The following is a 25,916-nucleotide window of genomic DNA, read 5'->3' as shown; positions in this document are numbered from 1 at the left end:
ATACACAACAACAGTCATACTATGAAAGCTTTAAAACAACATCTATCACTCACAACACTCTGCCTGTGTACCCTATTCAGCGCTTGCCAAAAGCACGAGAACAATCAAACAATTGAGACAACTAAAGCAGCTTCTAAAGCGACTCAGACCAGTACAGCTGAAATACCAGCACTTCCACAAGACTGTAACGAGATAGATACAAGCATCAAAAAATTAGAAAAAAAGGTCATCGTTGAAGATTTAAATGACCTCAATCAATTACTAAAAAAATGCCTCGCATCTGCACCGTTAAAAACACGTTATCAATGGCAAGCAAAAATTGAAAACATTTATCAAAAACTCATCACCGATGCCTCACCTGAAGTCTTTCAATATATGACCGATACACTTGCAGACGGTCAGTCTATGACAGCTCAACAAAAACAAGAACTGTATAAAAAGTTAAAACCGCGTGAGAAATATTTAGTTGATCATGCAAAGGACTTATATTTAGCAAAATTTTATATCGGTGAAGGTGAATACACCTTTGTACAGCATCCACAATATGATCTGGATATTTTTGCACCCTATTTAGAAAAATCAGATCAGGTTTACTTTAAACAGATCCGTAAAGAGTATACAGGTGCCAACTATATTATGGACGCAGGGCTAGCAATTAGTTTTGATGAGGTGGCCAATCGATTGTTATATTGGGAAAAGTTCAATAAAGATTACCCCAACAACCATTTTAAACCTCAGGTCATAGAGAACATTGAACAATACCGTAGTGCACTTTTTCAAGGCGAGGATAACACCCGCACGCTCTGGTTCGATGACGATAAAATTGCAGATGAACAAGCAATCAAAGCGATTGAAAAAATTGCAAAAAGTAAAACTGCAAGTCGCCCAGCTGCACAGAAATTTGTGAATTTAATCAACGCAAGTGAAACGCTTTGGCAGCAAATGCCAAAACCATCTAGCCAGTATCCTGAAGATAACTCACCTGAACAGCAAGAGATCAGGGCACAACGTGAGGCATTTGAACAAAAAGTCAGAAAATCTGTTGAGGAAATTCTAGCTCAAAAAAATAATTGAAATTGATATCGGCATGCCAGCATATTTTCAATGAGAACATGCTAAGATTTGGACATCGCTTGACGGAGCGCGAGTAATTCCTCGCTGAGATTTAGTCAGTTTTGCATCTCCTTGCCAAAACTTAAACTAAAGTACCGTTGAACCTGATCAGGTTAAGACCTGCGTAGGAATCAAGCATCTAAAAACTGACAGCCCATAGTTTATCTATTTTTGTCGCATTACCGCTTTATTCTGATGATGGATTTAGCAGATAAAATAGACTAGATTTGCCACCGTTTTTGGTCGTGCTTGATTCGTTGATGTCATTCATAAGGATCATTGTAATGAACCAATTAACGAATCTATCCCCTGCTGATCAATTGGCTCAACACGAGCAAGAAGCCAAAGATCTGACTCGAATTTTACCCGCATCTAAAAAAGTTTATATTCAAGGTTCACGCCCAGATATTCAAGTACCGATGCGTGAAATTGAACTCACGGATACTCCGACAGGCCTTGGTGGTGAAAAAAATCCACCAATTATGGTCTATGATACTTCAGGTGTTTATACCGATCCCAACGTACACATTGATTTGAATAAAGGCTTACCCAATGTCCGTGAAACTTGGATTGAAGAACGTGCTGATACTGAGCATTTAGCCAGCTTAACCTCTAAATTTGGCCAAGAACGTCTGAAAGATATTCGTACTGCTGAAATCCGTTTTGCCCATATTCAAAAACCACGTCGTGCAAAAACAGGCAACAATGTCACACAAATGCATTATGCCAAACAAGGCATCATCACGCCTGAAATGCAATACATTGCGATTCGTGAAAATCAGCGCCAGCATGAAGGTGTCGATATGCGCCAACATGCAGGACAAAATTTTGGTGCACACAACCTCATGGAGATTACCCCTGAATTTGTGCGTAAAGAAGTCGCTGAAGGTCGTGCCATTATTCCAGCCAATATTAACCATCCTGAATGCGAACCCATGATCATTGGGCGTAATTTCTTGGTAAAAATCAATGCCAATATTGGCAACTCAGCTTTGGGTTCATCGATTGATGAAGAAGTGTCGAAAATGACCTGGGCAACCCGTTGGGGTGCTGACACCATCATGGACTTATCAACGGGTAAAAATATCCATGAAACCCGTGAATGGATTATCCGCAACTCACCAGTTCCAATTGGTACAGTACCAATTTATCAAGCACTTGAGAAAGTCGATGGTGTTGCTGAAGACCTGACATGGGAAATCTTTAAAGACACTCTGATTGAACAAGCTGAGCAAGGTGTCGATTATTTCACCATCCATGCCGGGGTCTTATTACGTTATGTGCCGATGACAGCCAATCGTTTAACGGGGATCGTATCACGCGGTGGTTCGATCATGGCGCAATGGTGTTTGGCGCATCATGAAGAAAACTTCCTCTATACGCATTTTGATGAAATCTGCGAAATCATGAAAGCCTATGATGTGTCTTTCAGCTTAGGCGATGGTTTACGTCCGGGCTGTATTCAGGATGCCAATGATGAAGCACAATTTTCAGAATTACGCACTTTAGGTGAACTGACCCATCGGGCATGGAAACATGATGTTCAGGTCATGATCGAAGGACCAGGCCATGTTCCAATGCATATGGTCAAAGAAAATATGGACTTGCAACTTGAAGTTTGTCAGGAAGCACCTTTCTATACTCTTGGGCCCCTCACCACCGATATTGCTCCGGGCTATGACCATATTACCTCTGCGATTGGTGCAGCGATGATTGGTTGGTACGGCACTGCAATGTTGTGTTATGTGACCCCTAAAGAGCATTTGGGTCTGCCCAATAAGAAAGATGTTAAAGACGGGATTATCACCTATAAAATCGCAGCCCATGCGGCGGATTTAGCCAAAGGTCATCCGGGCGCACAAGTTCGTGACAATGCTTTATCTAAAGCACGCTTTGAGTTCCGTTGGGAAGATCAATTCAATCTCAGCTTAGATCCTGATACTGCAAGATCAATGCATGATGAAACCATGCCTAAAGAAGCACATAAGTCAGCACACTTCTGTTCAATGTGCGGACCTAAGTTCTGTTCGATGAAAATCACCCAAAACGTGCGAGATTATGCACAAAATCAACAAAATGCAGCCCACCCTGTAAATAGCGAAACGCTTATAGAAGATGGTCTCAAAACCATGAAATCCGTTTATCAGGAACAAGGGCAAAAGTTGTACCATAAAGTGTAAAGATTAAAAAAAACTTTTGTCTTTCACTATTTCTCAGTTAGGATGAAGTGAATATGTTTCATCCTAACTGTGCACATGAACATCATTCAGCAAGCAACCTACACCCATAATGATGTAGAAATACAATCTCGTGAATATGCCTTTAAAGGTTTTGTTCAAGTCGAAAAAGTGAGCTTGCGACACCGATTATTTAATCAAACTGAATATACCTCAGCCATTCAACGTGAATTAATTCGCCGTAAAGAAGCTGCTGGTGTACTGATTTATAATGATCAACAACAAAAATTTGCATTGATTGAACAGTTTCGTGTGGGGGCAATTGATGATGAAATTTCACCTTGGCAACTCGAAATCATTGCAGGCGTACTTGATGGAGATGAATCTCCAGAAAGTTGCATTCGACGGGAAAGCATCGAAGAATCTGGATGTGAATTAAACCAAATCAAACACCTGTTTAGCTTCTATCCATCTGCTGGTGCATGTGATGAAATATTTCATCTCTATGTAGCGCAAGCCGCATTACCTGCTGAAGGTGGTGTGTTTGGTATGCCAGATGAAGGTGAAAATATCCAACTTCATATCATTAATTATTCAGATTTGAGTCTATTATTAAAAAGTAATCGTTTAAAAAATGCACCTGTGATTATGGCTTTGCAATGGCTACAACAGCACTTGCATGCATTTGAAGATGTCTAGGGGAAAGGCATGCAATCAGAGATATTGCCGCAAACAGATAAAGATAGAGTGATTATCCAAATCACAGATACACACCTGATGGATAAACCTGATGCAGAGTTTGTCGGGATTAATCCTGAAGAAAGCTTTCATGCCGTCATGGATGATATTCAGCAACGTTATAAAAATATCGATCTGATTTTACATACTGGTGATTTGGCTCAAGCTGCATTTCCAGAAACTTATGCGCGCTATTTAGAATATATGCAGCGTTTTGGTGTCGATTTTTATCAAATTCCGGGAAATCACGACAATATAAACTTGTTCCCGTTCCATTCGCCAGAACCTATTCCAGCAGTGATTGAGTTAGATCAATGGCGTATCATTTTGCTGAATAGTGCTGTGGGTGGACGTACCGATGGAAACATTCAAACGGAACAATTGGTCCATCTAAAACGGCTATTGGAACAATTGCGTGACAAGTTTATCCTTATCGCCTGTCATCACAATCCTTTTGATATGCATTCCAAATGGCTCGATCAACATAAGCTCAAAAATGCCGATGAATTAAAAGCCGTACTCGAACCCTTTGATAACATCAAAGCCGTGTTACATGGTCATGTTCATCAAGAATCCTATAATGTATGGAATGGAATACAGTTTATTTCTACTCCTGCGACGTGTGTACAATTTAAACCCCTCAGCCAAGAGTTTTCATTTGATCCGATTGCGCCTGGTTACCGTTGCTTACATTTAAAAGCCAATGGTGAATTTGAGACCGCTGTACACCGATTGGATCACTTCAAAGTTACAATTAATGAAGAAATTTCAGGTTACTAGCTTTTCATTTTGGTTTTTTTCTATTAAGTTATTCGTCCAACGAGATATGCAGAAAGTCGAATTCAGGGTTAGGTGACTTTCATCTTGGTAAAAAAATCTATATGATGACGCCCCCGATAGATTCATTCTGTTGGTAGTGATAAAAATACTTGCATATCACCATATTTTTTGCGTATAGATAATACGTATATGATGAGGAATGCCCTTTATGGCGAATGACAACCAAAATCAAGTCTTGGAAGAACAAACAGCAATTGCAGATGACAAGTCTGTAAAGCGAGTGCGTAAAACCAAGCCGAAGACCAATGAAAACGGTACTACAGCAAGTCTATTCGGTATCGAGCCTTATCAGCCAAAGAAAAATGAAGAATACATGTCTGAGGGGCAACTCGAACATTTTCGTAAAATTTTGCTGGCATGGAAAGCAGAATTGATGTCGGAAGTGGATCGCACCCTAAATACAATGCAAGATGAATCTTCTTCTTTACCTGATGTAAATGACCGTGCGACGCAAGAAGAAGAGTTTGCCATTGAATTACGTACTCGTGACCGTGAACGTAAACTTATTCGTAAAATAGAGCAATCTATTGAAGCGATTAAAAATGATGACTATGGTTTCTGTGAAACTTGCGGTATCGAAATTGGTTTACGCCGTTTAGAAGCACGACCAACTGCAACTTTATGTATCGACTGTAAAACCCTTGCAGAGATCAAAGAGAAGCAAAATAACGGTTAATACTGTGTCAAATTCCTCCCCAACCCTCTCTTTTCCAAAGGGAGGGAGGAAGAGTACTGCCTACAAAGGTCGGTTTGCACCCTCCCCCACAGGGCCATTACATTTTGGCTCCTTAGTGACCGCTGTCGCGAGTTATTGCGACGCTAAAGCTCATCATGGGCAATGGATCGTCCGCATCGAAGACACGGATATCCCTCGTATTTACCCAGATAGTGAACAGCATATTTTAAAGTGCCTAGATGCTTTTGGCTTCCAATCTGATGATGAAATCATTTATCAACGACATCGCTTAGACATTTATCAATCTGTAATCGAACAACTCAAACAAAAACATTTCGTTTATGCCTGTGAATGTACCCGTAAAATATTAGGCTCAAATCATATCTATGCTGGCACCTGCCGAGACAAACAGCTCGACTTTCAAGACCAAGCCATTCGTGTAAAAGTTTCTGATCAAAACATTTGTTTCAATGACCGCTTGCAAGGACAACATTGCGCGAACTTACAACGCGATTTGGGTGACTTTGTACTAAAGCGTCGTGATGGCATTATCAATTATCAACTGGCAGTCGTTGTCGATGATTATTTACAAGAAATCAGCCATGTCGTGCGTGGTGCGGATTTATTGGATAATACTGAACGTCAAATGTGGCTAGGACAGCTTTTAGGTTACCCAGCTCTTGAATATATGCACTTACCCCTCGCCATGAATCATTTGGGGCAGAAACTCTCTAAACAAAACCTTGCGCAAGCGCTTGATCTCAAACATGCACCTGAATTGCTGTTACAAGCGATTATAGCACTTGGACAAGCTCCAGTAGACCTAGATCAGCCAGATCTCATGTTGGCTCAAGCTGTCGCTCAATGGGATATTTCTCGCATTCCTCAAGGGACAACGCTACAATCCATTTATCAGTAATCCCTGATTAAGCAACAATACCAACATAAGAATACCAACATCATTCAGGATTGAGATGAACCTTTTAAAAAATCTAATAACGCTGAGTTTTCTCATGATCACAGGCCTCACCGAGGTCTATGCACAAATGGCAATTTTATGTATTTCCCCGATTTCTAAAACTGCTGTTATTGATGAAATGAGTGGCGCACCACGTGAACAATGGGGTAAACCATTACCAACTTATTCAGTTCAAGTCGATCGCTCTGCAATCATGAAGGTCGATCACAAAACCCCAATCAAACTTAAACTTGCAAATACCGCTGGAAAACATCAGATCAAGATTTATGCCAATGATGTATTGGAAACTTCGTTTTATTATTCCCCAACAGCGATAGATGTATTACGACTGAGTGAGTCTGGTTATCAAACTTGGGATTGGGTAAAATTTAAGACCACCCAATCGGCATTAAAATATTGCAATACGCAAAATCCAAACTAAATCACCCATAAAAAAAGCCATTTGTGATCAAATGGCTTGTCTATTTAAGTTCAATAAAAAATTAAAAACTAGACTCTTCTCGCGCTGGATTGGCATCCTTGGTGGTTGCATCAATTTTGAGAATTAAACTGATCATCACCGCACACATAATTAAAGATGAACCACCATAACTAATAAATGGAAGCGTTAGCCCCTTGGTCGGCAACATGCCCATATTCATACCAGCATTCACCAAGATCTGTAATAAGAAAATAATACTGATCCCGTAAGCCAAGTAACCTGCGCGCAAATATTGATGATTGAGCGCACGCTGACCGATACGAATACAGCAAATCAACATCACAAATGAGAGCAGCAAAACGGTCGAAATACCAAAGAAACCGAATTCTTCACCTAAAATTGCCAACATAAAGTCAGTATGTGCTTCAGGCAGATAAGACATTTTTTGAATACTATGCCCTAAGCCCACCCCAAACCATTCACCACGACCAAAGGCCATCAAGGCATTCGACAATTGATAACCAGAGCCCAAAGGATCAGCCCAAGGGTTTGAGAATGACATTAAGCGTTCATAACGATATGGTTCAAACACGATTAAGGATACAAATGCCACCAGAATCGCACCAAATGCAAAGCCGAACTGGATCATGGGTGCACCAGCCAAGAAGAACACACCCAGCATCGAAACAGCAATCACCACTGTTGCCCCTAAGTCAGGCTCTGCAATAATTAGTCCGACCGTCAGCAACATCACCACACCTAGACGTACCAAGCCCTTAATATTATTACGGACCTCTTCAGCACGACGAACCACATAGTCTGCGGTAAATATGGCCATCATCACCTTGGCGACTTCGGTTGCCTGCAAGGTAAATCCACCTACACGAATCCAGCGTGTTGAACCATTGACTTCTGTACCCACCACCAAGACGGCGAGTAATAAAGCAATGGTGATCAACCACAATGGAAAGGTATTTTTAAACCAAAGGTTGAGTGAAACTCGATAGGTAATTGCCGCCGCAACAAAAGCCACCACGATCGAAATTGCATGACGAATCACATAGTGAAATTCGTTTTCATGCATTCGTTCGGCATAAGGCATTGAAGCCGAAGCCACCATCACCGTACCAATACACAACAATGAAATGACGCAAAATATCAGTACATTACGCGGTGTAATCTCTGCCGGCAATTTTGGCATCCAGCGATCATACACTTGGTGAATCTTACTTATAGTCGTCTGAGCTAACCCAGCCATACTTTATTTCCTTATGATTCTTTTTAGTTTAGAGCATTTACATATTCAACAAAGCGATGACCACGCTCAGGATAGCCTGTAAACATATCAAAGCTTGCACATGCAGGTGATAATAGCACTACATCTTGCGCATGCGTATGTTGTTGACAAAGTTCTACAGCTTGTTGCAAAGATGCTGCATGTAGCAGCGTTGTTGTCCCTGCAATAGCATTTTCAATGATTGAGCGATCTTCACCCATCAGTACCGCAACTTTGGCATATTTTTGCAGAGACTCACGTAGTGCAGTAAAGTCCTGCCCTTTGCCCTGACCACCCAAAATAATTGCAACCTGACCACCTTGGGCTTCAATTGCAGCACCTAAACCGTCCAATGCCGCTAAAGTTGCACCGATATTGGTACCTTTAGAATCATTATAATAACGAACGCCATTCACTTCTTTAACGAATTCGCAACGGTGCTCTAAACCTTTAAAGGTTTTTAAGGTTTCAAGCATTTTGTCCATTGGTAAACCAATCGCTTCACCCAAAGCTAAACATGCCAAAGCATTGGCAACATTATGCGTTCCTTGGATATACATCTCTGAACTTTTGAGTAGACGTTCACGACCTCGCGCTAACCAAATCGTACCGTTATCTTCTCTTAGAATACCGTATTGTTTTAAATCAGGTGCATTGAGCCCAAAGCTTTGCATCGGTGTGACATCTGGCACCAATGGGCGAGTCAATGAATCATCACGGTTATATACGACTTTTTTCACACCTTGGAAAATACGATGTTTTGCCGCATGGTAACCTGCCATATCCCCATGGCGGTCCAAGTGATCTTCACTCATGTTCAAGACCACAGCCACTTCTGCATTTAAACTTGAGGTTGCTTCCAATTGAAAGCTGGAAAGTTCAAGGATATAAACATCTGGATCATCATGGGTTAAATCCAAAGCAGGACGACCCAAGTTACCCCCTACAGCAACCTTAACCCCTGCATCTTGTGCCATTAAACCAATCAAAGTGGTCACGGTACTTTTTGCATTTGAACCAGTAATCGCCACAATCGGTTTATCTGTAGCACGGCGGAGAATTTGAATTTCACTGATGACGGGAATACCTTTTGCAATCGCAGCTTGAATTGCTGGCAACTGAGGATCTAACCCCGGGCTAATGACAATTTCTTCAGCTTGTAAAAGTAAATCTTGATCGAGTTGACCAAAGCTGGTTTGAACTGTTGCTGGAATTTGCTCATGTCCTGGTGGAACTTCACGAGAATCTGTGACTGCAACACGGTAGCCATTTTCATGAAGAAAATTTACGGCTGAAACGCCTGAAATTCCAAGCCCAGCCACAACTTTTAACCCACCACGTTGTATTAACATTTTTGCTCACCAGCATTAAGATTTTAAAACTTGCAAAATGTTAGCACTTTGGCGATTTGAAAGCTTTTTCTGTTTGCACTTTCTGGATATTTTTTTGTGTCAGTGCGTAAAAATAGCAGCAGATTATTTTAATAAATACAGCTGATTTCTTAAATAAAACCACCCGTGGTTTTATTCTATTCTCAATATGAATAAGACGAATGTTGAGGATCAGCATTCGGCTTATTCATCGGGGCAGTTTATGACTGTTTGAATCTGATTAAAATGAATCGAGCAGTAAGGATAATAAATTGCCCGCGCCATAACCCGCACCAAGTAACAGCGCAATCCAAATCCATCCGCCTAAAATGTTATACAACATGAATACAGGCATTTTCATATGCCCTGCACCCGCTGCAAAAGGAGCAAAAGAACGAACAAAAGGCACAAAACGGGCAACCAGAATGGTTTTCCCGCCATGCTTTTCAAAATAATGGTTGGTCTTTTTAATATATTCAGGCTTAAACCAACGTGAATGCGCGTGGAAAAACTTAAAACCCAGCGCACGTCCCGTATAATAGTTCACCATATACCCCAAAATTGAAGCAATAATCAGCAACACACCCATATAGTGCAAATGCACAGATTCAGCGGTAGAACATAAAGCACCGACAGCGATCAATAAACTATCGCCTGGGAGAAAAAACATAAAGACTGAGCCAGTTTCTGCAAAAATGATTAGAAACAAAATGGCATAAATCCACAGCCCGTAATTTTCTAAAAAAGTGGGCAATAATTGTTCTAAATGCAATAAAAATTCAAGCAATACTCAACTCTCTTACAGAAGAATTCACGATATATTAGCCTAATTTAATCATGTATATATTAAAAGGCCTAAATAAATTAGGCTTTTTTTAATCGGTTTTGGTTTTTATTTATTTTAAAAAACCATTGGCTGCCAGAAATTCCATACTGAGTTTAGACTCTGCTTTTGGCTCAGCAGCTTTATCACCAAGTAACAATCTTTCTATATAACGTGCCAATACATCGACTTCTAAATTCACTTGAGAGCCCACTTTCCACGTTCCAATATTGGTCCGTTCAGCAGTATGTGGAATTAAATTTAAACTTAAGATATTTCCACGTAAATGATTGATGGTGAGGCTAATTCCATCTACAGTCACAGAACCTTTTTCAGCCAAATATTTAGCAATTTCAACAGGTGCAGTGACTTCGAAATACAGTGAGCGAGCATCTGAACGCACTACGGTGATTTCACCCACAGCATCGACATGTCCACTGACGATATGTCCACCGAAGCGTGTTGTTGGCAACATTGCTTTTTCTACATTGACCGCCTGCCCCGCTTTCCAACTTGCTAAAGTCGAACGATTTAAGCTTTCACGGGACACATCAGCAGCGTACCAGTTTTCACCCCAGTCGATCACAGTTAAACAAATCCCATTGGTTGCAATAGAGTCGCCCAAATGTACATCTGACATATCCAAGTCTGTCTGAATACGTAAGCGCACATCACCGCCTACATTTTGTAAACTTTCGACTTTACCCAAACTTTCAATGATACCTGTGAACATAATTCTACCTACTGCTGCAGTGAGAGGAACTGATGAAGTTCAATCGTGTTTATTTTGCATTTGCCCATATTTTAAAGGCAAAGGTGCATTCTTACCATAAGGCCAGTTGCGTACTTACACCTGAGGTATCCACACCACCCAATTCTGCAAAATGATAGAGTTGACCCAACAGCTGACGCAATGGTGGTCCAGACTTAGCATGGGTATCGGTGATTACAATAAACTCAAGCACACGTGCGCGTTCAGACTGACGCTGTTTACTGACACGATAACGAGGCACATCCTGAGTCAATAAGGTGACTTTGCCACGTTTCAGATTGGCCGCCAATAAGTCTTTGGCCTCAATATTTCCATCGGTTGAGTAACTGGTGAGAATATAACGCGCATTAATAGTTTCCAACAAATTCTCATAAGCTTCTTGTGCATGCTTAGAAGAATTATAAGGACTTGGGCGTTCTTTACGCCATGCACGGTCAATCCCACTTTTAAAACCTTTGGTATCTGGTGTCGGTAAATCAACTTGATCCCACAGTGTTAGCGAGTTGAGTACATGATAATTACTACTATAGGCATGTTGGTTATACGGTGGATCTAGATAAGCCACATCGACTTCAAAACCACTCATTTGATTTGCCAAGTGCTGTGCATCTACACACCACACTTCTGCCATCGGTGTTTTCTGCTTATTTTGCCCGACTTCACTAAAGCGACTCGGTGTAAGCCACAATAACGACTCAATCCGTTCCAACGCAGTTTGGGTCTTACCGCCCCAACCATGATGGAAGCTTTTAAATACACCGCTGGTATTACTGACAAAACTTGCTGAATAGAGCAAAGGTGCCAATAAGGCACTCATTTCTACATCGTCAATTGCACCCTGTGCTTGCCAAGTGGCAATTTGCTGGCGAATTGCATCTATACGCATCCCATTACGGCGTTTAAAAAACAAACGGTCTCGTGCAGGGTCATAAATTTCATCATTCCGCGGACAAAGGTTATGCGTAACCCATCCTTTCACTTCAGGCAAGCGGTTTAAATAATCGATGGCTTTTTGATACCCACCCAATTCTTTAAATGCAGGTGCATCTGTGCATGCCAAAATGGCATGATTTAATGCATGGCTATACGGTTCCCAATCATTGGCAATCACCCGATAGCCATTTTGACGTGCTAAACGTGAAACCACCCCACTGCCTGCAAAAAAATCGGCAAAAATCGGGGCGCGTTTACCCTTAGGATTCAAAGTACCTGTGATTTCAAGCGCTTCAAGAATCAGATGCAACAAACGACGTTTGTTTCCCAGATAGGGAACCAACTGATGAAAAAGATATTCATCTGTTGTACGCGCAGCATGACGACGTTTATGGTAAACCGATGATGTTGACTCTGGATTCATACTGACTCTTGTGAAGGGATAAGTCTTAAGCGAATGTCATCACCAAACTGATGAACATCTTGTAACTTAAAACGTAATTGTTGTGCCATCGTTTCAAATTCGGCATTGAACATGGCACGTGCTGATTGTCCTAAAAAGGTTGGCGCAACATAACTGATTAATTCATCCACCAGTTTTTCCTGCAAAAATGCAGTGGATAATGTCGCACCTGCTTCAACCAACACATCGTAAATTTGGAAATCTTTTAAAGTCGTAAGCAAATCTTTTAAAGATTGTACTTCTAATTGTACCACGCCCAGCTTGGCAAGTTCTTGACGAAATGGTCCCATGACCATCACTGTTTCAGGCGCGCTAAGAATTTGAGCATTGAGTGGCAAACGCCCTTGTCGGTCTAAAATCACCCGCTTAGGCTGGACAATCGTTGCAATATCAATATCACCCAATGAACGCACATTTAATTGAGGGTCATCTGCCAAAATGGTATCGATCCCGGTAATCACTGCACCTGAAATAGCCCGCCAATGCTGAACATCTTGACGTGATTCAGCCCCAGTGATCCATTTAGACTCACCAGACGCCATTGCTGTACGGCCATCTAAACTTGACGCAACCTTTAACCGCACATAAGGCACACCCGTTGCCATTGCTTTTAAAAAGCCTTGATTGAGTTGAGCCGCTTGTTGCTCACAAACCCCTGTTTCAACCTCAATCCCTGCCTGGCGTAAAATATCCACGCCTTTTCCCGCCACCAAAGGATTTGGATCAGCACATGCAATAACAACTTTGCTGACACCCGCTTCAACCAAGCCTTTAGCACAAGGTGGTGTACGGCCATAATGCGCACAAGGTTCCAAAGTGACATACGCGGTTGCGCCCTTGGCAGACTCGCCTGCTTGACGCATGGCAAAAACTTCGGCGTGTGGCTGACCAGCTCTAGGATGAAAACCCTCTCCCACCCATTGCCCATCTTTTACAATGACACAACCGACGTTCGGGTTTGGTCGTGTGGAATATTGTCCAAGCTTCGCGAGCTCAATTGCTTTCTGCATCCAAACCTGATCTATGTTGACATAATCTTCGGGTTTAGAATTTGAATCAAACTCAGACATAAAATTCCTAATCAATAACGTTCAAAAATAAAATTAGTGGTCTTGCCCACGATCTTGCATTTGTTCAATTTGATGACGAAACGCATCAATATCTTGGAAATCTTGATACACCGACGCAAAACGCACATAAGCCACATGATCCAATGCAAACAACGATTTCATGACAATTTCACCAATGGTGCGTGAACGTACATCACGTTCACCGAGGCGGCGAATTTGCAATTGAATATCACTAATGACGGTTTCAATCTGTTCTTGAGTCACGGGTCTTTTTTGTAAAGCGTGCATTAAAGAACGTCGTAATTTTGCTTCGTCAAACGGTTCATTTTTACCATCTGACTTGGTCACGCGTGGCATGACCACTTCATAACTTTCAAATGTCGTAAAACGTTCGCCACAACTGATACATTCACGACGTCGACGAATCTGGCTACCTTCAGCGGCCAAACGAGAGTCGATTACTTTACTATCTGCAGCGTTGCAAAATGGACAATGCATAGTGGTTTTATTGAACAAAATTCATGATTTCATCTAGTGTAGCAAAAAAACCTGATTTTGTTGAGCCTTTCGCAAGATATGGAAAAAAAACAGCCCTTACGGGCTGTTTTATACTATATATAGTTATTATTCTAATTAGATTGATTATTCGATACGTTCGCCATGTTGGCTTAAATCAAGACCCATACGTTCATCATCAGATTCAACACGGATCCCAATCACCACATCGATAATTTTAAGTAGGATAAAGGTCACAACTGCTGAGTATGCGATTGTTGCTAACACACCTTCAACTTGTACCCATAATTGATGCATAACATCTGTCGGTGCTTTGTCGCCCATAATGAATGAGCTGGCAAATACTGCTGTTAAAATCGCACCAACAATACCACCTACACCATGTAAACCAAATGCATCCAATGAGTCATCTGCTTTAAGGATACGTTTAAGACCAGAGATCCCCCAGAAGCACACTACACCACCGATTAAGCCCATGATCAACGCACCGCTTACTGTCACAAAACCTGCCGCTGGCGTAATCACAACCAGACCAGCAACTGCACCCGATGCTGCACCCAATACTGAACCTTTACCACGAACAATTTTTTCAACCACTAACCAAGCAATTGCTGCCGCTGAGGCTGCGATTTGAGTTGTGACCAAAGCATACGCTGCTGAACCATTGGCACCTAAAGCAGAACCACCATTGAAACCAAACCAACCGACCCATACCAAGCTTGCACCCAATACAGTTAAAGTTAAGTTATGTGGTGCCATAGATTCTTTGCCTAAGCCCATACGTTTACCCAGTAAATACGCAGCAACTAGACCAGCAACACCCGAGTTAATATGAACAACAGTACCACCAGCAAAATCAAGCGCGCCATCATTCATTAACCAGCCACCACCCCATACCCAGTGTGCAATCGGTGCATAAACAATAATGACCCAAATCGTAATAAATGTGATCCAAGCACTGAATTTCATACGATCAGCCACAGAACCACTGATAATGGCAACGGTAATAATCGCAAAAGTCATTTGGAAAATAACGAAAAGAATTTCTGGAATTGTGCCACTCAGCGCATCTGTTGTAATTCCAGATAACATGATTTTATCGAAACCACCAATAAAAGCGTTACCAGAACCAAATGCAAGTGAATAACCAATGACCACCCATACGATGCTGACCACTGCTGCGGCAGTAAAGCTTTGCGCCATGGTGGCAAGCACATTTTTCTTACGAACCATACCGCCGTAGAATAATGCTAAACCGGGAATTGTCATCAGTAATACAAGTGCTGTAGATACAAGAATCCACGCTGTATCACCTGTATTTAAAGTTGGTTTTTCTGCCTCTGCTGGAGCAGCTGCGGCAGTCACCGTTTCAGGCGCAACGGTTGCCGATGTATCGGCGACTGTTGCAGTCACATCACTTGCCGTTGCAACAGCTGTAGATGCAGGCTCAGCTACGTTTTCTTCTGCCCACGCAACTGATCCGCCAAGAAGTGCGCCAGACAGGCTGAGCGCTAATAGCATTTTTTTCATTCGTATCCCCCAACCTAATTTTGTGAGTTATGTATTGATATACATAACCAGCAATCTTCGTGCCAAATTAAACAGCGTCTGGACCTGTTTCACCTGTACGAATACGAATTACTTGCTCTAAATTAGTCACGAAAATTTTTCCATCACCAATTTTACCAGTGCTAGCAACGCGTGTAATAGATTCAATCACTGAATCTACCATGTCATCACTGATTGCGATTTCGATTTTCACTTTAGGCAGAAAATCAACAACATACTCAGCGCCACGATAAAGTTCAGTATGCCCCTTTTGACGACCAAAACCTTTAACTTCAGTTACGGTAATCCCTTGAACGCCTATATCAGACAGTGCTTCACGCACGTCATCTAATTTAAACGGTTTTACAATTGCAGTTACGAGCTTCATATTGTTTTCCTTCGGCTTATTTCACCAGTAAGGTTTTATGTTCAATTTTCATGCCAATCTTATTAATGGTTGGGGTGATTAATTCAATCAACATGCATTGCCTTTATAACCTATTGTATATACTTAGGTGAAGTTGCAACTTTAAAAAACACATAATATTGCGTGTTTTTTTAGATTTCACTGCTAAATTATAGGAGACATCATGCTTTAAGCATCGGATAAAAAATTACTTAAATAAAATGAATACGCGATGTTACACTAGGCAAAGAACATTACTCATTTGGATTCCTCATGATTGAAACATTATTACAAGCAATTTTAGAACAGGTCGATCAGCCTAAAAAAGACATAGAACATAATTTACGCGCCTTACTTAATGAAGCCATTTCTAAAATGGATATCGTTTCAAAAGACGAAATTGAACGCCAAAAGACTGCACTAAATAATGCCAATTTACGCTTGACCGATTTACAAGAACAGGTCAAAGCACTTGAGATACTGATTCAGGATAAAAAGTAAACTAAATTTGCACATTATTGGTGCAAAAAATATAATAATGATTAAAAATAAAGCACAAGTGGAAAACAACAATGTCTTTAGCAAAAATTTATACCCGAGGCTTGCTCGGGCTACATGCACCTTTAATTGAAGTTGAGGTCCATGTTAGTGCAGGGCTTCCTTCTTTAACAATTGTTGGCTTAGCTGAAGCTGCAGTTCGTGAAAGTAAAGATCGCGTTCGATCTGCCATCATTAACAGTGGTTATCAATTCCCAAGCAAACGCTTAACCATCAATCTCGCACCTGCGGATCTGCCCAAAGATGGCTCTCGTTTAGATCTGCCCATTGCACTTGGTATCTTGATTGCCACAGGGCAACTTCCCGAAAATGTCACAGATCATTTTGAGTTTATTGGTGAGTTGGCACTGGATGGGCACTTAAGGCCCAGCACGGGAACATTAACCATTGCGATGGCATGTCAAATGGCCAAGCATCAATTGATGTTGCCACAGGAAAATGCCGCAGAAGCAGCACAATTGCCTGAGTTTCAGGTGTTTGCTGCACAGCACTTAAAACAAGTCTGTGAGCATTTCTTAAACCTACAAAAAATTGATGTAACTGTTCGGCAAAAAGTACAGCAAAACAATGCCTATAAATTTGATTTGGCAGATGTCAAAGGGCAATTACGCCCACGACGCGCTTTAGAAATTTCAGCAGCAGGTGGACATTCCCTTTTATTTAAAGGGCCACCGGGTACAGGTAAAACCCTGTTAGCTTCACGCTTACCAAGTATTTTGCCAGCCTTAAATCCACAAGAAAATCTTGAAGTTGCCAGTATTTATTCAATTGCCAAGACTAAACACCATTTTGGACAGCGCCCATTTCGCGCCCCGCACCATACCGCGTCTGCAATCGCTCTCGTCGGTGGCGGTTCAAATCCAAAACCCGGAGAAATTACGCTGGCGCACTTAGGTGTATTATTTTTAGATGAATTGCCTGAGTTTGACAAAAAAGTGTTAGAGGTTTTAAGGCAACCACTTGAATCTAAAGAAATCATTATTTCTAGAGCATCGCGCCAAATTACATTTCCTGCAAACTTTCAATTGATTGCAGCAATGAACCCCTGCCCTTGTGGTTATGCATTTAACCAAGACAGTCGCTGCCAATGTTCTGCCGAAGCAATTAAACGGTATCAAAACCGAATTTCAGGTCCATTATTGGATCGTATTGATCTCCATATCGATGTGCCACCATTAAAAGCACAAGAATTACAGGATCAAACGCCTGTCGAAGATTCAGCAACAGTACGGGAACGGGTAATTGATGCGTGTGATTTTCAAATCCAAAGACAAGGGCATTTAAATCACAGCTTATCGCCAAAAGACTTAGAAAAATATGTGATTTTAGATGAAACATCCAAGCAAATGCTCGAAATGGCACAACAACGTTTGAATTTATCTGCACGGGCATATCATCGTATTTTACGTGTTTCAAGGACCATTGCAGATTTAGCTCAAAGTGAACAAATCCAAAGTGCCCATTTAACCGAAGCCTTGTCATATCGGGGAACTCAATCTTAGAATCCAAGCTATGACGTATAGAAGATAAATAACATGCTAAATTTAACCTTACGCAACGAATATGCAGACGACATTGAAAATATTTTCAATCTCACTCAACTGGCTTTTCTAAATGCAGCGCATACCGACCATACTGAACACTTGATCGTCAATGCACTCAGGGATGCAAATCAATTAACCATTTCCATTGTTGCTGAATTGGATGAACAGATTATTGGGCATGTGGCAATTTCACCTGTTGAAATTTCTTCTGGTGCACAACATTGGTATGGTTTAGGTCCAATTTCAGTTGCACCAGAATATCAACAACAAGGTGTTGGCAAAGCTTTAATCCACCACGCATTACAGCAGTTACAACAATTCAATGCCGCAGGATGTGTGGTGCTTGGAGATCCCGCCTATTATTCCAAATTTAGCTTTCAGCCACACGCCAATTTGATCCTTGAAGGTGTGCCTGCTGAATATTTTCAAGTCCTTGCTTTTAACCAAAGCATTCCACAAGGAACGGTAAAATATCATCCAGCATTTGAAGTGAAAGCCTAATTTGATTTCAAAATCGCAAAAAATAAAGGTGACTCATGGTCACCTTTATAGATTTTAATTTGCGCTTAGAACGCTTTAGTTAAAGTAAACACTGCACCTGTTTCAACAGCTCGTTTTGCTACATTAGTTAAACCGTCTGTATCCGTATTTGTACCAATCGCAGCGAGTTCTGCTGTCAGACTTGGAATTGATTTTGGTACATAAGTTACGCCTACTTTCCAGTCCACATAATTATCATCGCCATTGAAGTTATATTTATCGTCATCTGTAACAACGGTATAACCGACATTCGCAACACCACCAAAACCTGTAGAACCAAATGGTACTGAATAGCCTGCATTCACATTCCAGCTACTCGCATCTGCGCCAGCATAATCATTGGTATAGTTAATATTGGTAAGAATGCTATCACCTTCCGTAAATGCATTTTTAAAGGTTAATTTACCGTACAGTTCTAACCAATTTAAATCACTTGCACTTGGGTAGTTATAATACCAAAGACCGACATCTAGAACTGGCTTGCTCGCAAAACCTTCAAGTGCTGTAGAATAACCAATATAAGGGTCAAGCTCTAAATGTGGATCTGGACCGCCAAAATTCACATTTGAACCAAATACACCCGCATACAAACCAGAAGAATGTGTCAATGCAAAAGTTGCTTGCACAGCTGGATCATTTTGAGCTTGAGTAACACCACGAAAACGGTAGTCACTCGTTAAAGCAGCACTGCCTGAAAAACTTAAACCTAATTGTGAAAGCGTCGTATCCTCCGCCATTGCTATTGTTGCTGTAGACGATAGAACTGCCAATGTTAGTGCTTTAGTTGAGAATTTCATCTTGAGTGCTCCCCCATCATATGATGTTTATTTGTTATGCTAAAATTTGATGAACTCCCTAAGCAATTAGCAATTGCCATGCCAAGATGAAATTCAAGCTGTTTATAAAATTCAGAAATATTCAGCAATCTATTGATAATCAATAGTTTAAAATTAAAAGATTGTGGATGATTTTTCTTATTCTTCAGTTGTTGAACATATGCTATTTCAAGCATCACTTGATGGAACTGATTCATACTGACCTACTTTAAGCATGGTTTTAATGCAAAGTAGTATGAAAAATCTAAGCGTAAATTTTCTATAACGTGCTTTATTGTTGTCATAAAAAGCGTATAAATATTGCTTTACGCTTTTCATGTAAGATGATTTTAGTGGTGCATATTGTTCTTTTGCTCAAAAAAAGCACACATTTTAAAAAATGCCTAAAAAAAGTGCATGCCCTATCTTCGGTCATACACTTTGATAAAATAAGGAAGATAAAATAACTCACTCATATTCATCTTAAAAACTATAAGTTAATCTTAAAAACTATAAGTCAAACCAAATACCAAATTGTCCTTATAATCTTCACCTAAACGGTCTTTACCACCAATTACATAGTCTAATGAAGCTGAAACACCTGTATTAGCAATGACTTTACTGAGCCCCAAGCGCATTTCACTTAACGCAAAATCCTGTTCTGTCTGCACAATACTGTCATCATGATGACTGTTATATAGAGATGCACCAATAGCCGTGTTGAAAATAAAATCTTGAGCCAAAGCATGATGATACGCAATGCTGAGATAAATATCACCCGCATTGGCAGAGGATGCATCGGCTAACATCACTGAAGCACCTGCGGTTAAATTTTTATAACTCAGCTCAGCAGATAGATCGGTATAGGTGGTTTTACGATGATCTGCTTGATCCGCATAAACAGTACCGCCTTTATGATAAACATATGCAGTGGTTTTTAAGTTATAGCTCCAATTTTGCGCAATTTCTTGAGCATAAGCTAAATAAAAATTATTTTCAAAACCATGATCTTGCGTATCATCTGCAGGGTTGTAGCTCAGTGTAGAACCCCAATACCCCACCGTGATGCCACTTTTATGTGCATAACTTAAACCGCCTTGCACAGCGACATCATCATTTTCAACTCCACCTCGATAAATGTACTTGGATACCAGTCCCACATTTCCAGAGATCGTACCATTTTCAACCAAGACATTTGCTTCTTCAGCAAATGCCGGGCACGACGCGATACAAATAGGCATTGCCCATAACAGTTTAGAAATAAGTGAGTTCATGATGACAAACGGATGGGCGTATAAATAAAGGCGAATTTTACTGTGTTTTTAAATTTTTGGTAAAAAACATGGACATAAATTCGGCATATTTTTCAATTTATTTCATATTTCACATAAAATCAGCATTTTAACAATTCTTTAGAACTTTTTTTCATAAGAAAAGAAATTAATATTGTGTAAAACATTACAGAAATGTAATATTTTTAAGCAAAAGAGATTCCCTTTTTATAGATTAAATATACAATTCATCCACAATCTGTTCTGAATTCGATCAGTCAGTGCAATCTATTCTCGTTCACGAGGCAATTCATGTTGAATGCTCCAAAACTTACTTTAGCTGTATTAATTAACGCGGTTCTAATATCCCCTACATTTGCTAGCGAACAAAGTGATGCAAAAGGGTTCGTTGAAGATGCCAAAGGTTCTGTATTATTTCGTACAGGTTATATTCTTCGTGATAAAAAACATGGTATTGACGATCAAAGCTCATTTGCACAAACGGCAATTGTTGACTTAGATTCTGGCTTCACTCAAGGTATCGTCGGTTTCGGTGTTGGTGTAGTTGGTGATGGTTCTTTTAAAATCGGTCCAAACACCCATGCTGGCAATAATATGATTGCACTCAAAAATAATGGTGCAAGAGACGCAAATGGACGAGTTGATCCATATGATCATTGGGCACGTGGTGGCGCAAACGTAAAAGCTCGTTTCTCAAATACAACTGTACGTTATGGTACGCAAGTTCTCGACTTACCTGTACTTGCAAGTAATACAACGCGTCTTGTTCCTGAATATTTTACAGGTACGTTATTAACCAGCCATGAAATTAAAAATTTAGAACTTGTTGCTGGTAAATTCACCAAAGACCAAATGTCTGATCAGATCAAGACTGATGGTAATAAATTAGATGATGCGATTGTTTGGGGTGCTAAATACAAATTTGATGACCAGCTTAGCGCGTCTTATTATGGTTTAGATTCTAAAAATGCGTTAGAACGTCATTATATCAATGCCAATTATAAATACCCATTGGCAAATCAAAGTTCTTTAACTTTTGATTTCAGTGGTTATCACACCAAGTTTGATAAAAATGCCAATACCTATTCTGCAACAGGTCCTGTTGATGCGGATTATGCAAATACAGGTAAAGCAGGCGTAGAAAAAACCAATAATATCTGGGCATTGTCTTCTACTTATAATCAAGGTCCGCACACTGTGATGTTGGCTTACCAACAAAATACAGGTGATGTGGGCTATGACTATGGTCAAAATGCTGACGGTTTCCAAAGTATTTATCTACCAAACTCTTATATGTCTGATTTTATTGGTAACCATGAAAAATCAGCACAAGTTCAATATAACCTAGACTTTAGCAATTATGGTGTTGCTGGCTTAAATTGGACCACAGCATTTGTTTATGGTTGGGATATTAAAGTCCGTAATGTAACTGATGATGCACAAGAACGTGAATTCTTTAATCAGGTGAAATACACCATGCAAAGTGGTTTTGCAAAAGATGCGAGCTTACGTCTACGTCACTCTTACTACCGTGCAAGTGAAGCATATAATCCTGTCTATATTGGTGATACCAATGAATGGCGTATTTTCTTAGATATTCCTGTGAAATTTTTCTAATTTAGAATAAATCCACAGAAACAAAAAAACCTGCATTGAATCATGCAGGTTTTTTTATGGGTTTGAACATTTTTCAATCTTCAAACCACGTTTTAATCTGGCTTATTTTGCAGCTTCGATTGCTTTTAAGACTTCAGCTTTTGCAACTTCTGAACTTTCCCAACCTGTTAATTTAACCCATTTACCAGGCTCTAAGTCTTTGTAATGTGCAAAGAAATGTTCAATTTGATTCAATAATAATGCAGGAAGATCTGAATATTCTTTCACATCTTTATAAAGCGGAGTCAATTTGTCATGTGGAACTGCGATCAGTTTCGCATCAATACCACCATCATCTTCCATGTTTAATTTACCAACAGGACGACAACGAATCACTGAACCATGTACCAATGGGTGTGGAGTTACAACCAATACGTCTAATGGGTCACCATCTTCAGACAATGTATTTGGTACATAACCATAGTTCGCTGGGTAGAACATCGCTGTACCCATGAAACGATCTACAAATAAAGCATCTGAATCTTTATCTACTTCATATTTAATCGGTGCAGCATTTGCTGGGATTTCGATAATTACGTAGATGTCATTTGGTGCATCTTTACCAGCAGGAATATTGCTATAGCTCATAGGATACTCTTTCAAGTGAGGTCTTATTTAAAATCTTGTCGATTATAACGCTAAATTGCGCAAACAGATGCGGATTATACATTTTGCATCATCAAAATGAATGAATTTCATCGAAAACTGTTTAGACGATTCGAATAACCAATAACAATAAAATAATTGGGCAAGCTAAGGACAAAGCCCAAATAATGGTACGTAGCGCTGAAATATTCGCCAGATAGCAAATTCCATAAATAATGCGTAACACAATATACGCGATGCCTAACATCATAATCAGATGTTGTGATACCACCATATACTCTGCCATTAAAATCGCAGCAATAAATAAAGGTAAGCTCTCAAAACTATTCTGTTGTACTGCATTGGCACGTGCAGCCAAACCTGTGGTTTTGGCTAAAAATTCACGGGGATTCTGATTATCAGCAGCTTTAAAACCACCAGACGCTTTTGCAATAATGGTAAAAACATAAGGAAGTAAACAGGCAATTAGAATTAAATATATGATGCCATCTATCCCAGACATGATTTTTTCTCATGAAGTGTTAATGCGAGTTATCATAGCATGGCATGAACAGAATATTTTTTGTTAAATGCAGAGTTTTGCAAAATTGTGTAGTGAGGACAATAACGTGCAACCAGATCAAAATGAATTGTTTGAGGTTTTAGAAAAGCAGCGCCATCAACAAGCGGAGATTGATCGTATTCTTAAAATTGTATTGCCAATTTTGGCTTTTCTCTTGTGCGTGATTTGTGCAAATTACAATTGGCAATCCACCTTGGGAACGCTCATTGTTTTGGTGGTGGCTTTTTTTGCCGTTGGTATAAAGCGTATGAATCTATACTTTTGGTTAGCTATTATTGTCGTATACTGTTTAATCGATATTTATTTTAGCTATGGCAGTATTCATCCTTCTGCACTAGGGCGTCAAATGGGCACTATGCTAACCTTTACAGCAATTGTTGGCTTAAGCCGCCCCTATATTGATGGTTGGTATATTCGTTCTCACAAAAAATAAATGTTGAAATCACCGCATAAAGCGATCGATTACTTTACATCGAAGATAAAAAAGCGCCACTATTGGCGCTTTTTTATCTTTAATTTTTCAATTATTTACGTAAATCTTTACGTAGGATTTTACCTACATTTGATTTTGGTAAATCATCCATAAACTCAACATAACGCGGACGTTTATAACCGGTTAGGTTTTCTTTTGCATATTCAAGAACTTCTTCAGTGGTTAAAGATGGATCTTTTTTCACTACAAATAGTTTTGGCACTTCACCAGATTTTTCATCAGGTACGCCAATTGCAGCCACTTCAAGCACTTTAGGATGTTGCGCAATCACTTCTTCAATTTCAGAAGGATAGACGTTGAAACCAGATACTAAAATCATGTCTTTCTTACGATCGACAATTTTGAAATAACCACGGGTATCCATGATCCCAATATCACCTGTACGGAAATAACCGTCAGCTGTCATGACTTTTGCAGTTTCATCTGGACGATTCCAATAGCCTTTCATGACTTGAGGACCACGAATTGAGATTTCACCCTGCTCGCCTTGTGACAAATGATTGCCATCATCATCTAAGATCGCAACATCCGTCAGTGGTAAAGGAATACCAATTGTGCCACTAAACTCAGTCGTTGCAGGTGGGTTTGCAGTTGCGACTGGAGAAGTTTCAGATAAACCATAACCTTCAATAATGATGGTTCCTGTAACTTTTTTCCATTCTTCAGCAGTTGACGGTAACACGGCCATACCACCGCCCATCGCCATTTTTAACTTACTGAAGTCGAGCTGTCTAAATTCTTCATTATGCACCAGCGCATTAAACAAGGTATTTACCGCAGGGAAGAAACCTGGTTGGTATTTACGTAATTCTTTAATCACTGCAGGTAAATCACGTGGATTTGGAATCAGAATATTTGCCTGACCTTTATACATACCATACATCGCACAAACCATAAATGCGAAGATGTGATAAAGCGGTAAAGCACAGAAGATACGATCATCTTTAGCGCCATCACCTTGGCCAAATTTACTTTGGAAAATACCGTCACATTGCAACAAGTTTGCAACTAAGTTACGGTGGGTAAGTTCCGCTCCTTTTGAAACACCCGTAGTACCGCCTGTGTACTGAAGTACAGCAGTATCACTGAGGGTCATGGTTGGACGTTTATAATTACTTGGACTTACTTTTGCCAATGCAGCATTAAACTTAGTATGTCCTGGAATATTCCAATCTGGAATTTGTTTACGCACTTTACGTAAAACAAAATTAACCAAAGTACCTTTTAAGGTACCTAACATATCGCCAACCGAAGCAATGACAACATGTTTTACTGGTGTTTTACCAATAATCGCTTGATAAACAGTCGCAAAGTTTTCAACAATGACCAACGCTTCAGCGCCTGAATCATTAAGTTGGTGTTCTAATTCACGTGCTGTATAAAGTGGATTCACATTCACAAGTACCAAACCTGCACGGAGTACACCTAAAGCGACAACTGGATACTGAAGGACGTTAGGCATCATCACTGCAACACGTGAACCTTTTGCCAAACCTAAACTTTGCAAATAAGTTGCAAATTTACGGCTTGCCAATTCAAGATCACTGAATGACATCACTTTATCCATGAAGATAAAGGCATCACGTGAACCAAATTTTTGGAAATTACGCTCAAAAATATCAATAAGAGAGCTATTTTCCTGTGGCAATTCTACTGTTTCTGGAATCCCAGTTTTTTGATATTCAGCGAACCAAACTTTTTCCATAATGCCATAATCTCCAATCAGTAA

The 25,916-nt window shown here is 40.1% G+C and carries 26 protein-coding genes and 1 riboswitch; of the genes, 12 read left to right on the top strand and 14 right to left on the bottom strand.

Features of this window, described 5'->3' with window-relative positions; translation table 11 throughout:
- The first annotated feature begins 21 nt into the window (after positions 1-21).
- The 7 genes from CQZ96_RS14855 (at position 22) to CQZ96_RS14825 (ending at position 6,944) form a co-directional block, all read left to right on the top strand.
- Positions 22-1,074 (top strand): hypothetical protein, encoded by a 1,053-nt coding sequence (locus CQZ96_RS14855; RefSeq protein WP_105713804.1) that lies wholly within the window; start codon positions 22-24, stop codon positions 1,072-1,074.
- A 53-nt stretch (positions 1,075-1,127) separates the two neighbouring features.
- Positions 1,128-1,261: riboswitch (TPP riboswitch) on the top strand.
- Between the two features lie 136 nt (positions 1,262-1,397).
- Entirely contained in the window at positions 1,398-3,293 is a 1,896-nt protein-coding gene (gene thiC, locus CQZ96_RS14850) for a phosphomethylpyrimidine synthase ThiC (RefSeq protein ID WP_105713803.1), read from the top strand.
- A gap of 75 nt (positions 3,294-3,368) precedes the next feature.
- Positions 3,369-3,989 carry an NUDIX domain-containing protein gene (locus CQZ96_RS14845; protein ID WP_105713802.1) on the top strand — a complete coding sequence of 207 codons (621 nt, stop codon included), beginning with the start codon at positions 3,369-3,371 and terminating at the stop codon, positions 3,987-3,989.
- Positions 3,990-3,998: 9 nt separating this feature from the next.
- On the top strand, positions 3,999-4,808 hold the full coding sequence (gene cpdA, locus CQZ96_RS14840; protein WP_056517571.1) for a 3',5'-cyclic-AMP phosphodiesterase: 810 nt from the start codon (positions 3,999-4,001) through the stop codon (positions 4,806-4,808).
- A 208-nt stretch (positions 4,809-5,016) separates the two neighbouring features.
- Positions 5,017-5,544 carry an RNA polymerase-binding protein DksA gene (dksA, locus tag CQZ96_RS14835; protein WP_004725300.1) on the top strand — a complete coding sequence of 176 codons (528 nt, stop codon included), beginning with the start codon at positions 5,017-5,019 and terminating at the stop codon, positions 5,542-5,544.
- Positions 5,545-5,548: 4 nt separating this feature from the next.
- Entirely contained in the window at positions 5,549-6,463 is a 915-nt protein-coding gene (gluQRS, locus tag CQZ96_RS14830; protein ID WP_105713801.1) for a tRNA glutamyl-Q(34) synthetase GluQRS, read from the top strand.
- A gap of 94 nt (positions 6,464-6,557) precedes the next feature.
- A complete protein-coding gene (locus tag CQZ96_RS14825) occupies positions 6,558-6,944 on the top strand; it encodes a hypothetical protein (protein ID WP_228722723.1) in 387 nt (128 codons plus the stop codon).
- A 61-nt stretch (positions 6,945-7,005) separates the two neighbouring features.
- On the opposite strand, the gene ftsW is transcribed toward CQZ96_RS14825, so the two are convergent.
- From ftsW to glnK, 9 genes are all read right to left on the bottom strand, one after another.
- Positions 7,006-8,202, bottom strand: a complete 1,197-nt coding sequence (gene ftsW / locus CQZ96_RS14820; RefSeq protein ID WP_004725295.1) for a putative lipid II flippase FtsW — start codon at positions 8,200-8,202, stop codon at positions 7,006-7,008.
- A 23-nt stretch (positions 8,203-8,225) separates the two neighbouring features.
- Entirely contained in the window at positions 8,226-9,572 is a 1,347-nt protein-coding gene (gene murD / locus CQZ96_RS14815; protein ID WP_105713799.1) for a UDP-N-acetylmuramoyl-L-alanine--D-glutamate ligase, read from the bottom strand.
- A 259-nt stretch (positions 9,573-9,831) separates the two neighbouring features.
- The gene (locus tag CQZ96_RS14810) at positions 9,832-10,377 is read right to left on the bottom strand and encodes a VTT domain-containing protein (protein ID WP_004725292.1); all 546 of its coding nucleotides are present in this window, start codon (positions 10,375-10,377) and stop codon (positions 9,832-9,834) included.
- A gap of 109 nt (positions 10,378-10,486) precedes the next feature.
- Positions 10,487-11,146 carry a riboflavin synthase gene (locus CQZ96_RS14805; protein WP_004725291.1) on the bottom strand — a complete coding sequence of 220 codons (660 nt, stop codon included), beginning with the start codon at positions 11,144-11,146 and terminating at the stop codon, positions 10,487-10,489.
- A gap of 91 nt (positions 11,147-11,237) precedes the next feature.
- Positions 11,238-12,542, bottom strand: coding sequence for a DNA adenine methylase (locus CQZ96_RS14800; protein ID WP_004725289.1), 1,305 nt, complete (start codon positions 12,540-12,542; stop codon positions 11,238-11,240).
- Positions 12,539-13,651, bottom strand: coding sequence for a bifunctional diaminohydroxyphosphoribosylaminopyrimidine deaminase/5-amino-6-(5-phosphoribosylamino)uracil reductase RibD (gene ribD, locus CQZ96_RS14795; protein ID WP_004725287.1), 1,113 nt, complete (start codon positions 13,649-13,651; stop codon positions 12,539-12,541). The genes CQZ96_RS14800 and ribD overlap by 4 nt, the downstream gene beginning before the upstream one ends.
- Before the next feature lie 33 nt (positions 13,652-13,684).
- Positions 13,685-14,149, bottom strand: a complete 465-nt coding sequence (gene nrdR / locus CQZ96_RS14790; RefSeq protein ID WP_004725286.1) for a transcriptional regulator NrdR — start codon at positions 14,147-14,149, stop codon at positions 13,685-13,687.
- A gap of 144 nt (positions 14,150-14,293) precedes the next feature.
- Positions 14,294-15,697 (bottom strand): ammonium transporter, encoded by a 1,404-nt coding sequence (locus CQZ96_RS14785; protein WP_105713798.1) that lies wholly within the window; start codon positions 15,695-15,697, stop codon positions 14,294-14,296.
- Between the two features lie 67 nt (positions 15,698-15,764).
- The gene (glnK, locus tag CQZ96_RS14780) at positions 15,765-16,103 is read right to left on the bottom strand and encodes a P-II family nitrogen regulator (protein WP_004725283.1); all 339 of its coding nucleotides are present in this window, start codon (positions 16,101-16,103) and stop codon (positions 15,765-15,767) included.
- 291 nt (positions 16,104-16,394) lie between these two features.
- Here glnK and CQZ96_RS14775 point away from each other — a divergent pair, with 291 nt between their 5' ends.
- From CQZ96_RS14775 to CQZ96_RS14765, 3 genes are all read left to right on the top strand, one after another.
- Positions 16,395-16,622: an accessory factor UbiK family protein gene (locus tag CQZ96_RS14775; RefSeq protein ID WP_056517583.1), complete on the top strand. Its 228-nt coding sequence runs from the start codon at positions 16,395-16,397 to the stop codon at positions 16,620-16,622.
- A 71-nt stretch (positions 16,623-16,693) separates the two neighbouring features.
- The gene (locus CQZ96_RS14770; RefSeq protein ID WP_105713797.1) at positions 16,694-18,181 is read left to right on the top strand and encodes a YifB family Mg chelatase-like AAA ATPase; all 1,488 of its coding nucleotides are present in this window, start codon (positions 16,694-16,696) and stop codon (positions 18,179-18,181) included.
- Between the two features lie 33 nt (positions 18,182-18,214).
- On the top strand, positions 18,215-18,724 hold the full coding sequence (locus CQZ96_RS14765) for a GNAT family N-acetyltransferase (protein WP_105713796.1): 510 nt from the start codon (positions 18,215-18,217) through the stop codon (positions 18,722-18,724).
- A 65-nt stretch (positions 18,725-18,789) separates the two neighbouring features.
- Here CQZ96_RS14765 and CQZ96_RS14760 read toward each other — a convergent pair whose 3' ends face one another.
- Positions 18,790-19,560 carry a TorF family putative porin gene (locus CQZ96_RS14760; RefSeq protein ID WP_056517593.1) on the bottom strand — a complete coding sequence of 257 codons (771 nt, stop codon included), beginning with the start codon at positions 19,558-19,560 and terminating at the stop codon, positions 18,790-18,792.
- A 521-nt stretch (positions 19,561-20,081) separates the two neighbouring features.
- Positions 20,082-20,852, bottom strand: a complete 771-nt coding sequence (locus CQZ96_RS14755; RefSeq protein WP_105713794.1) for a TorF family putative porin — start codon at positions 20,850-20,852, stop codon at positions 20,082-20,084.
- 309 nt (positions 20,853-21,161) lie between these two features.
- Between CQZ96_RS14755 and CQZ96_RS14750 the strand changes: the two genes are divergently transcribed.
- Positions 21,162-22,487 carry an OprD family outer membrane porin gene (locus tag CQZ96_RS14750; protein WP_056517603.1) on the top strand — a complete coding sequence of 442 codons (1,326 nt, stop codon included), beginning with the start codon at positions 21,162-21,164 and terminating at the stop codon, positions 22,485-22,487.
- A gap of 102 nt (positions 22,488-22,589) precedes the next feature.
- Here the strand turns inward: CQZ96_RS14750 and ppa are convergent, their stop codons facing one another.
- Positions 22,590-23,114, bottom strand: a complete 525-nt coding sequence (gene ppa, locus CQZ96_RS14745) for an inorganic diphosphatase (RefSeq protein WP_004725270.1) — start codon at positions 23,112-23,114, stop codon at positions 22,590-22,592.
- 121 nt (positions 23,115-23,235) lie between these two features.
- Positions 23,236-23,634, bottom strand: a complete 399-nt coding sequence (locus CQZ96_RS14740) for an MAPEG family protein (protein ID WP_004725268.1) — start codon at positions 23,632-23,634, stop codon at positions 23,236-23,238.
- 106 nt (positions 23,635-23,740) lie between these two features.
- On the opposite strand from CQZ96_RS14740, the gene CQZ96_RS14735 reads away from it, so the two are divergent.
- Positions 23,741-24,127, top strand: coding sequence for a hypothetical protein (locus CQZ96_RS14735; protein ID WP_004816535.1), 387 nt, complete (start codon positions 23,741-23,743; stop codon positions 24,125-24,127).
- A gap of 91 nt (positions 24,128-24,218) precedes the next feature.
- On the opposite strand, the gene CQZ96_RS14730 is transcribed toward CQZ96_RS14735, so the two are convergent.
- Positions 24,219-25,892: a long-chain-fatty-acid--CoA ligase gene (locus tag CQZ96_RS14730; protein WP_004725264.1), complete on the bottom strand. Its 1,674-nt coding sequence runs from the start codon at positions 25,890-25,892 to the stop codon at positions 24,219-24,221.
- Positions 25,893-25,916 lie beyond the last annotated feature (24 nt).

The organism is Acinetobacter sp. MYb10 (assembly GCF_002980175.2).
In the GTDB taxonomy this organism is placed as follows: domain Bacteria; phylum Pseudomonadota; class Gammaproteobacteria; order Pseudomonadales; family Moraxellaceae; genus Acinetobacter; species Acinetobacter guillouiae.
This window is presented reverse-complemented; position numbering and strand designations above follow the sequence as displayed.

What these genes read in the sequence shown, in the direction of transcription:
- CQZ96_RS14800 (WP_004725289.1), bottom strand. Translation starts at nt 12,542, where the DNA reads ATGAATCCAGAGTCAACATCATCGGTTTACCATAAACGTCGTCATGCT.
- CQZ96_RS14770 (WP_105713797.1), top strand. Translation starts at nt 16,694, where the DNA reads ATGTCTTTAGCAAAAATTTATACCCGAGGCTTGCTCGGGCTACATGCA.
- CQZ96_RS14765 (WP_105713796.1), top strand. Translation starts at nt 18,215, where the DNA reads ATGCTAAATTTAACCTTACGCAACGAATATGCAGACGACATTGAAAAT.
- ppa (WP_004725270.1), bottom strand. Translation starts at nt 23,114, where the DNA reads ATGAGCTATAGCAATATTCCTGCTGGTAAAGATGCACCAAATGACATC.
- CQZ96_RS14760 (WP_056517593.1), bottom strand. Translation starts at nt 19,560, where the DNA reads ATGAAATTCTCAACTAAAGCACTAACATTGGCAGTTCTATCGTCTACA.
- nrdR (WP_004725286.1), bottom strand. Translation starts at nt 14,149, where the DNA reads ATGCATTGTCCATTTTGCAACGCTGCAGATAGTAAAGTAATCGACTCT.
- CQZ96_RS14740 (WP_004725268.1), bottom strand. Translation starts at nt 23,634, where the DNA reads ATGTCTGGGATAGATGGCATCATATATTTAATTCTAATTGCCTGTTTA.
- CQZ96_RS14730 (WP_004725264.1), bottom strand. Translation starts at nt 25,892, where the DNA reads ATGGAAAAAGTTTGGTTCGCTGAATATCAAAAAACTGGGATTCCAGAA.
- ftsW (WP_004725295.1), bottom strand. Translation starts at nt 8,202, where the DNA reads ATGGCTGGGTTAGCTCAGACGACTATAAGTAAGATTCACCAAGTGTAT.
- ribD (WP_004725287.1), bottom strand. Translation starts at nt 13,651, where the DNA reads ATGTCTGAGTTTGATTCAAATTCTAAACCCGAAGATTATGTCAACATA.
- cpdA (WP_056517571.1), top strand. Translation starts at nt 3,999, where the DNA reads ATGCAATCAGAGATATTGCCGCAAACAGATAAAGATAGAGTGATTATC.
- glnK (WP_004725283.1), bottom strand. Translation starts at nt 16,103, where the DNA reads ATGAAGCTCGTAACTGCAATTGTAAAACCGTTTAAATTAGATGACGTG.
- thiC (WP_105713803.1), top strand. Translation starts at nt 1,398, where the DNA reads ATGAACCAATTAACGAATCTATCCCCTGCTGATCAATTGGCTCAACAC.
- CQZ96_RS14855 (WP_105713804.1), top strand. Translation starts at nt 22, where the DNA reads ATGAAAGCTTTAAAACAACATCTATCACTCACAACACTCTGCCTGTGT.
- dksA (WP_004725300.1), top strand. Translation starts at nt 5,017, where the DNA reads ATGGCGAATGACAACCAAAATCAAGTCTTGGAAGAACAAACAGCAATT.
- CQZ96_RS14845 (WP_105713802.1), top strand. Translation starts at nt 3,369, where the DNA reads ATGAACATCATTCAGCAAGCAACCTACACCCATAATGATGTAGAAATA.
- CQZ96_RS14755 (WP_105713794.1), bottom strand. Translation starts at nt 20,852, where the DNA reads ATGAACTCACTTATTTCTAAACTGTTATGGGCAATGCCTATTTGTATC.
- CQZ96_RS14775 (WP_056517583.1), top strand. Translation starts at nt 16,395, where the DNA reads ATGATTGAAACATTATTACAAGCAATTTTAGAACAGGTCGATCAGCCT.
- CQZ96_RS14785 (WP_105713798.1), bottom strand. Translation starts at nt 15,697, where the DNA reads ATGAAAAAAATGCTATTAGCGCTCAGCCTGTCTGGCGCACTTCTTGGC.
- CQZ96_RS14750 (WP_056517603.1), top strand. Translation starts at nt 21,162, where the DNA reads ATGTTGAATGCTCCAAAACTTACTTTAGCTGTATTAATTAACGCGGTT.
- CQZ96_RS14825 (WP_228722723.1), top strand. Translation starts at nt 6,558, where the DNA reads ATGATCACAGGCCTCACCGAGGTCTATGCACAAATGGCAATTTTATGT.
- murD (WP_105713799.1), bottom strand. Translation starts at nt 9,572, where the DNA reads ATGTTAATACAACGTGGTGGGTTAAAAGTTGTGGCTGGGCTTGGAATT.
- CQZ96_RS14805 (WP_004725291.1), bottom strand. Translation starts at nt 11,146, where the DNA reads ATGTTCACAGGTATCATTGAAAGTTTGGGTAAAGTCGAAAGTTTACAA.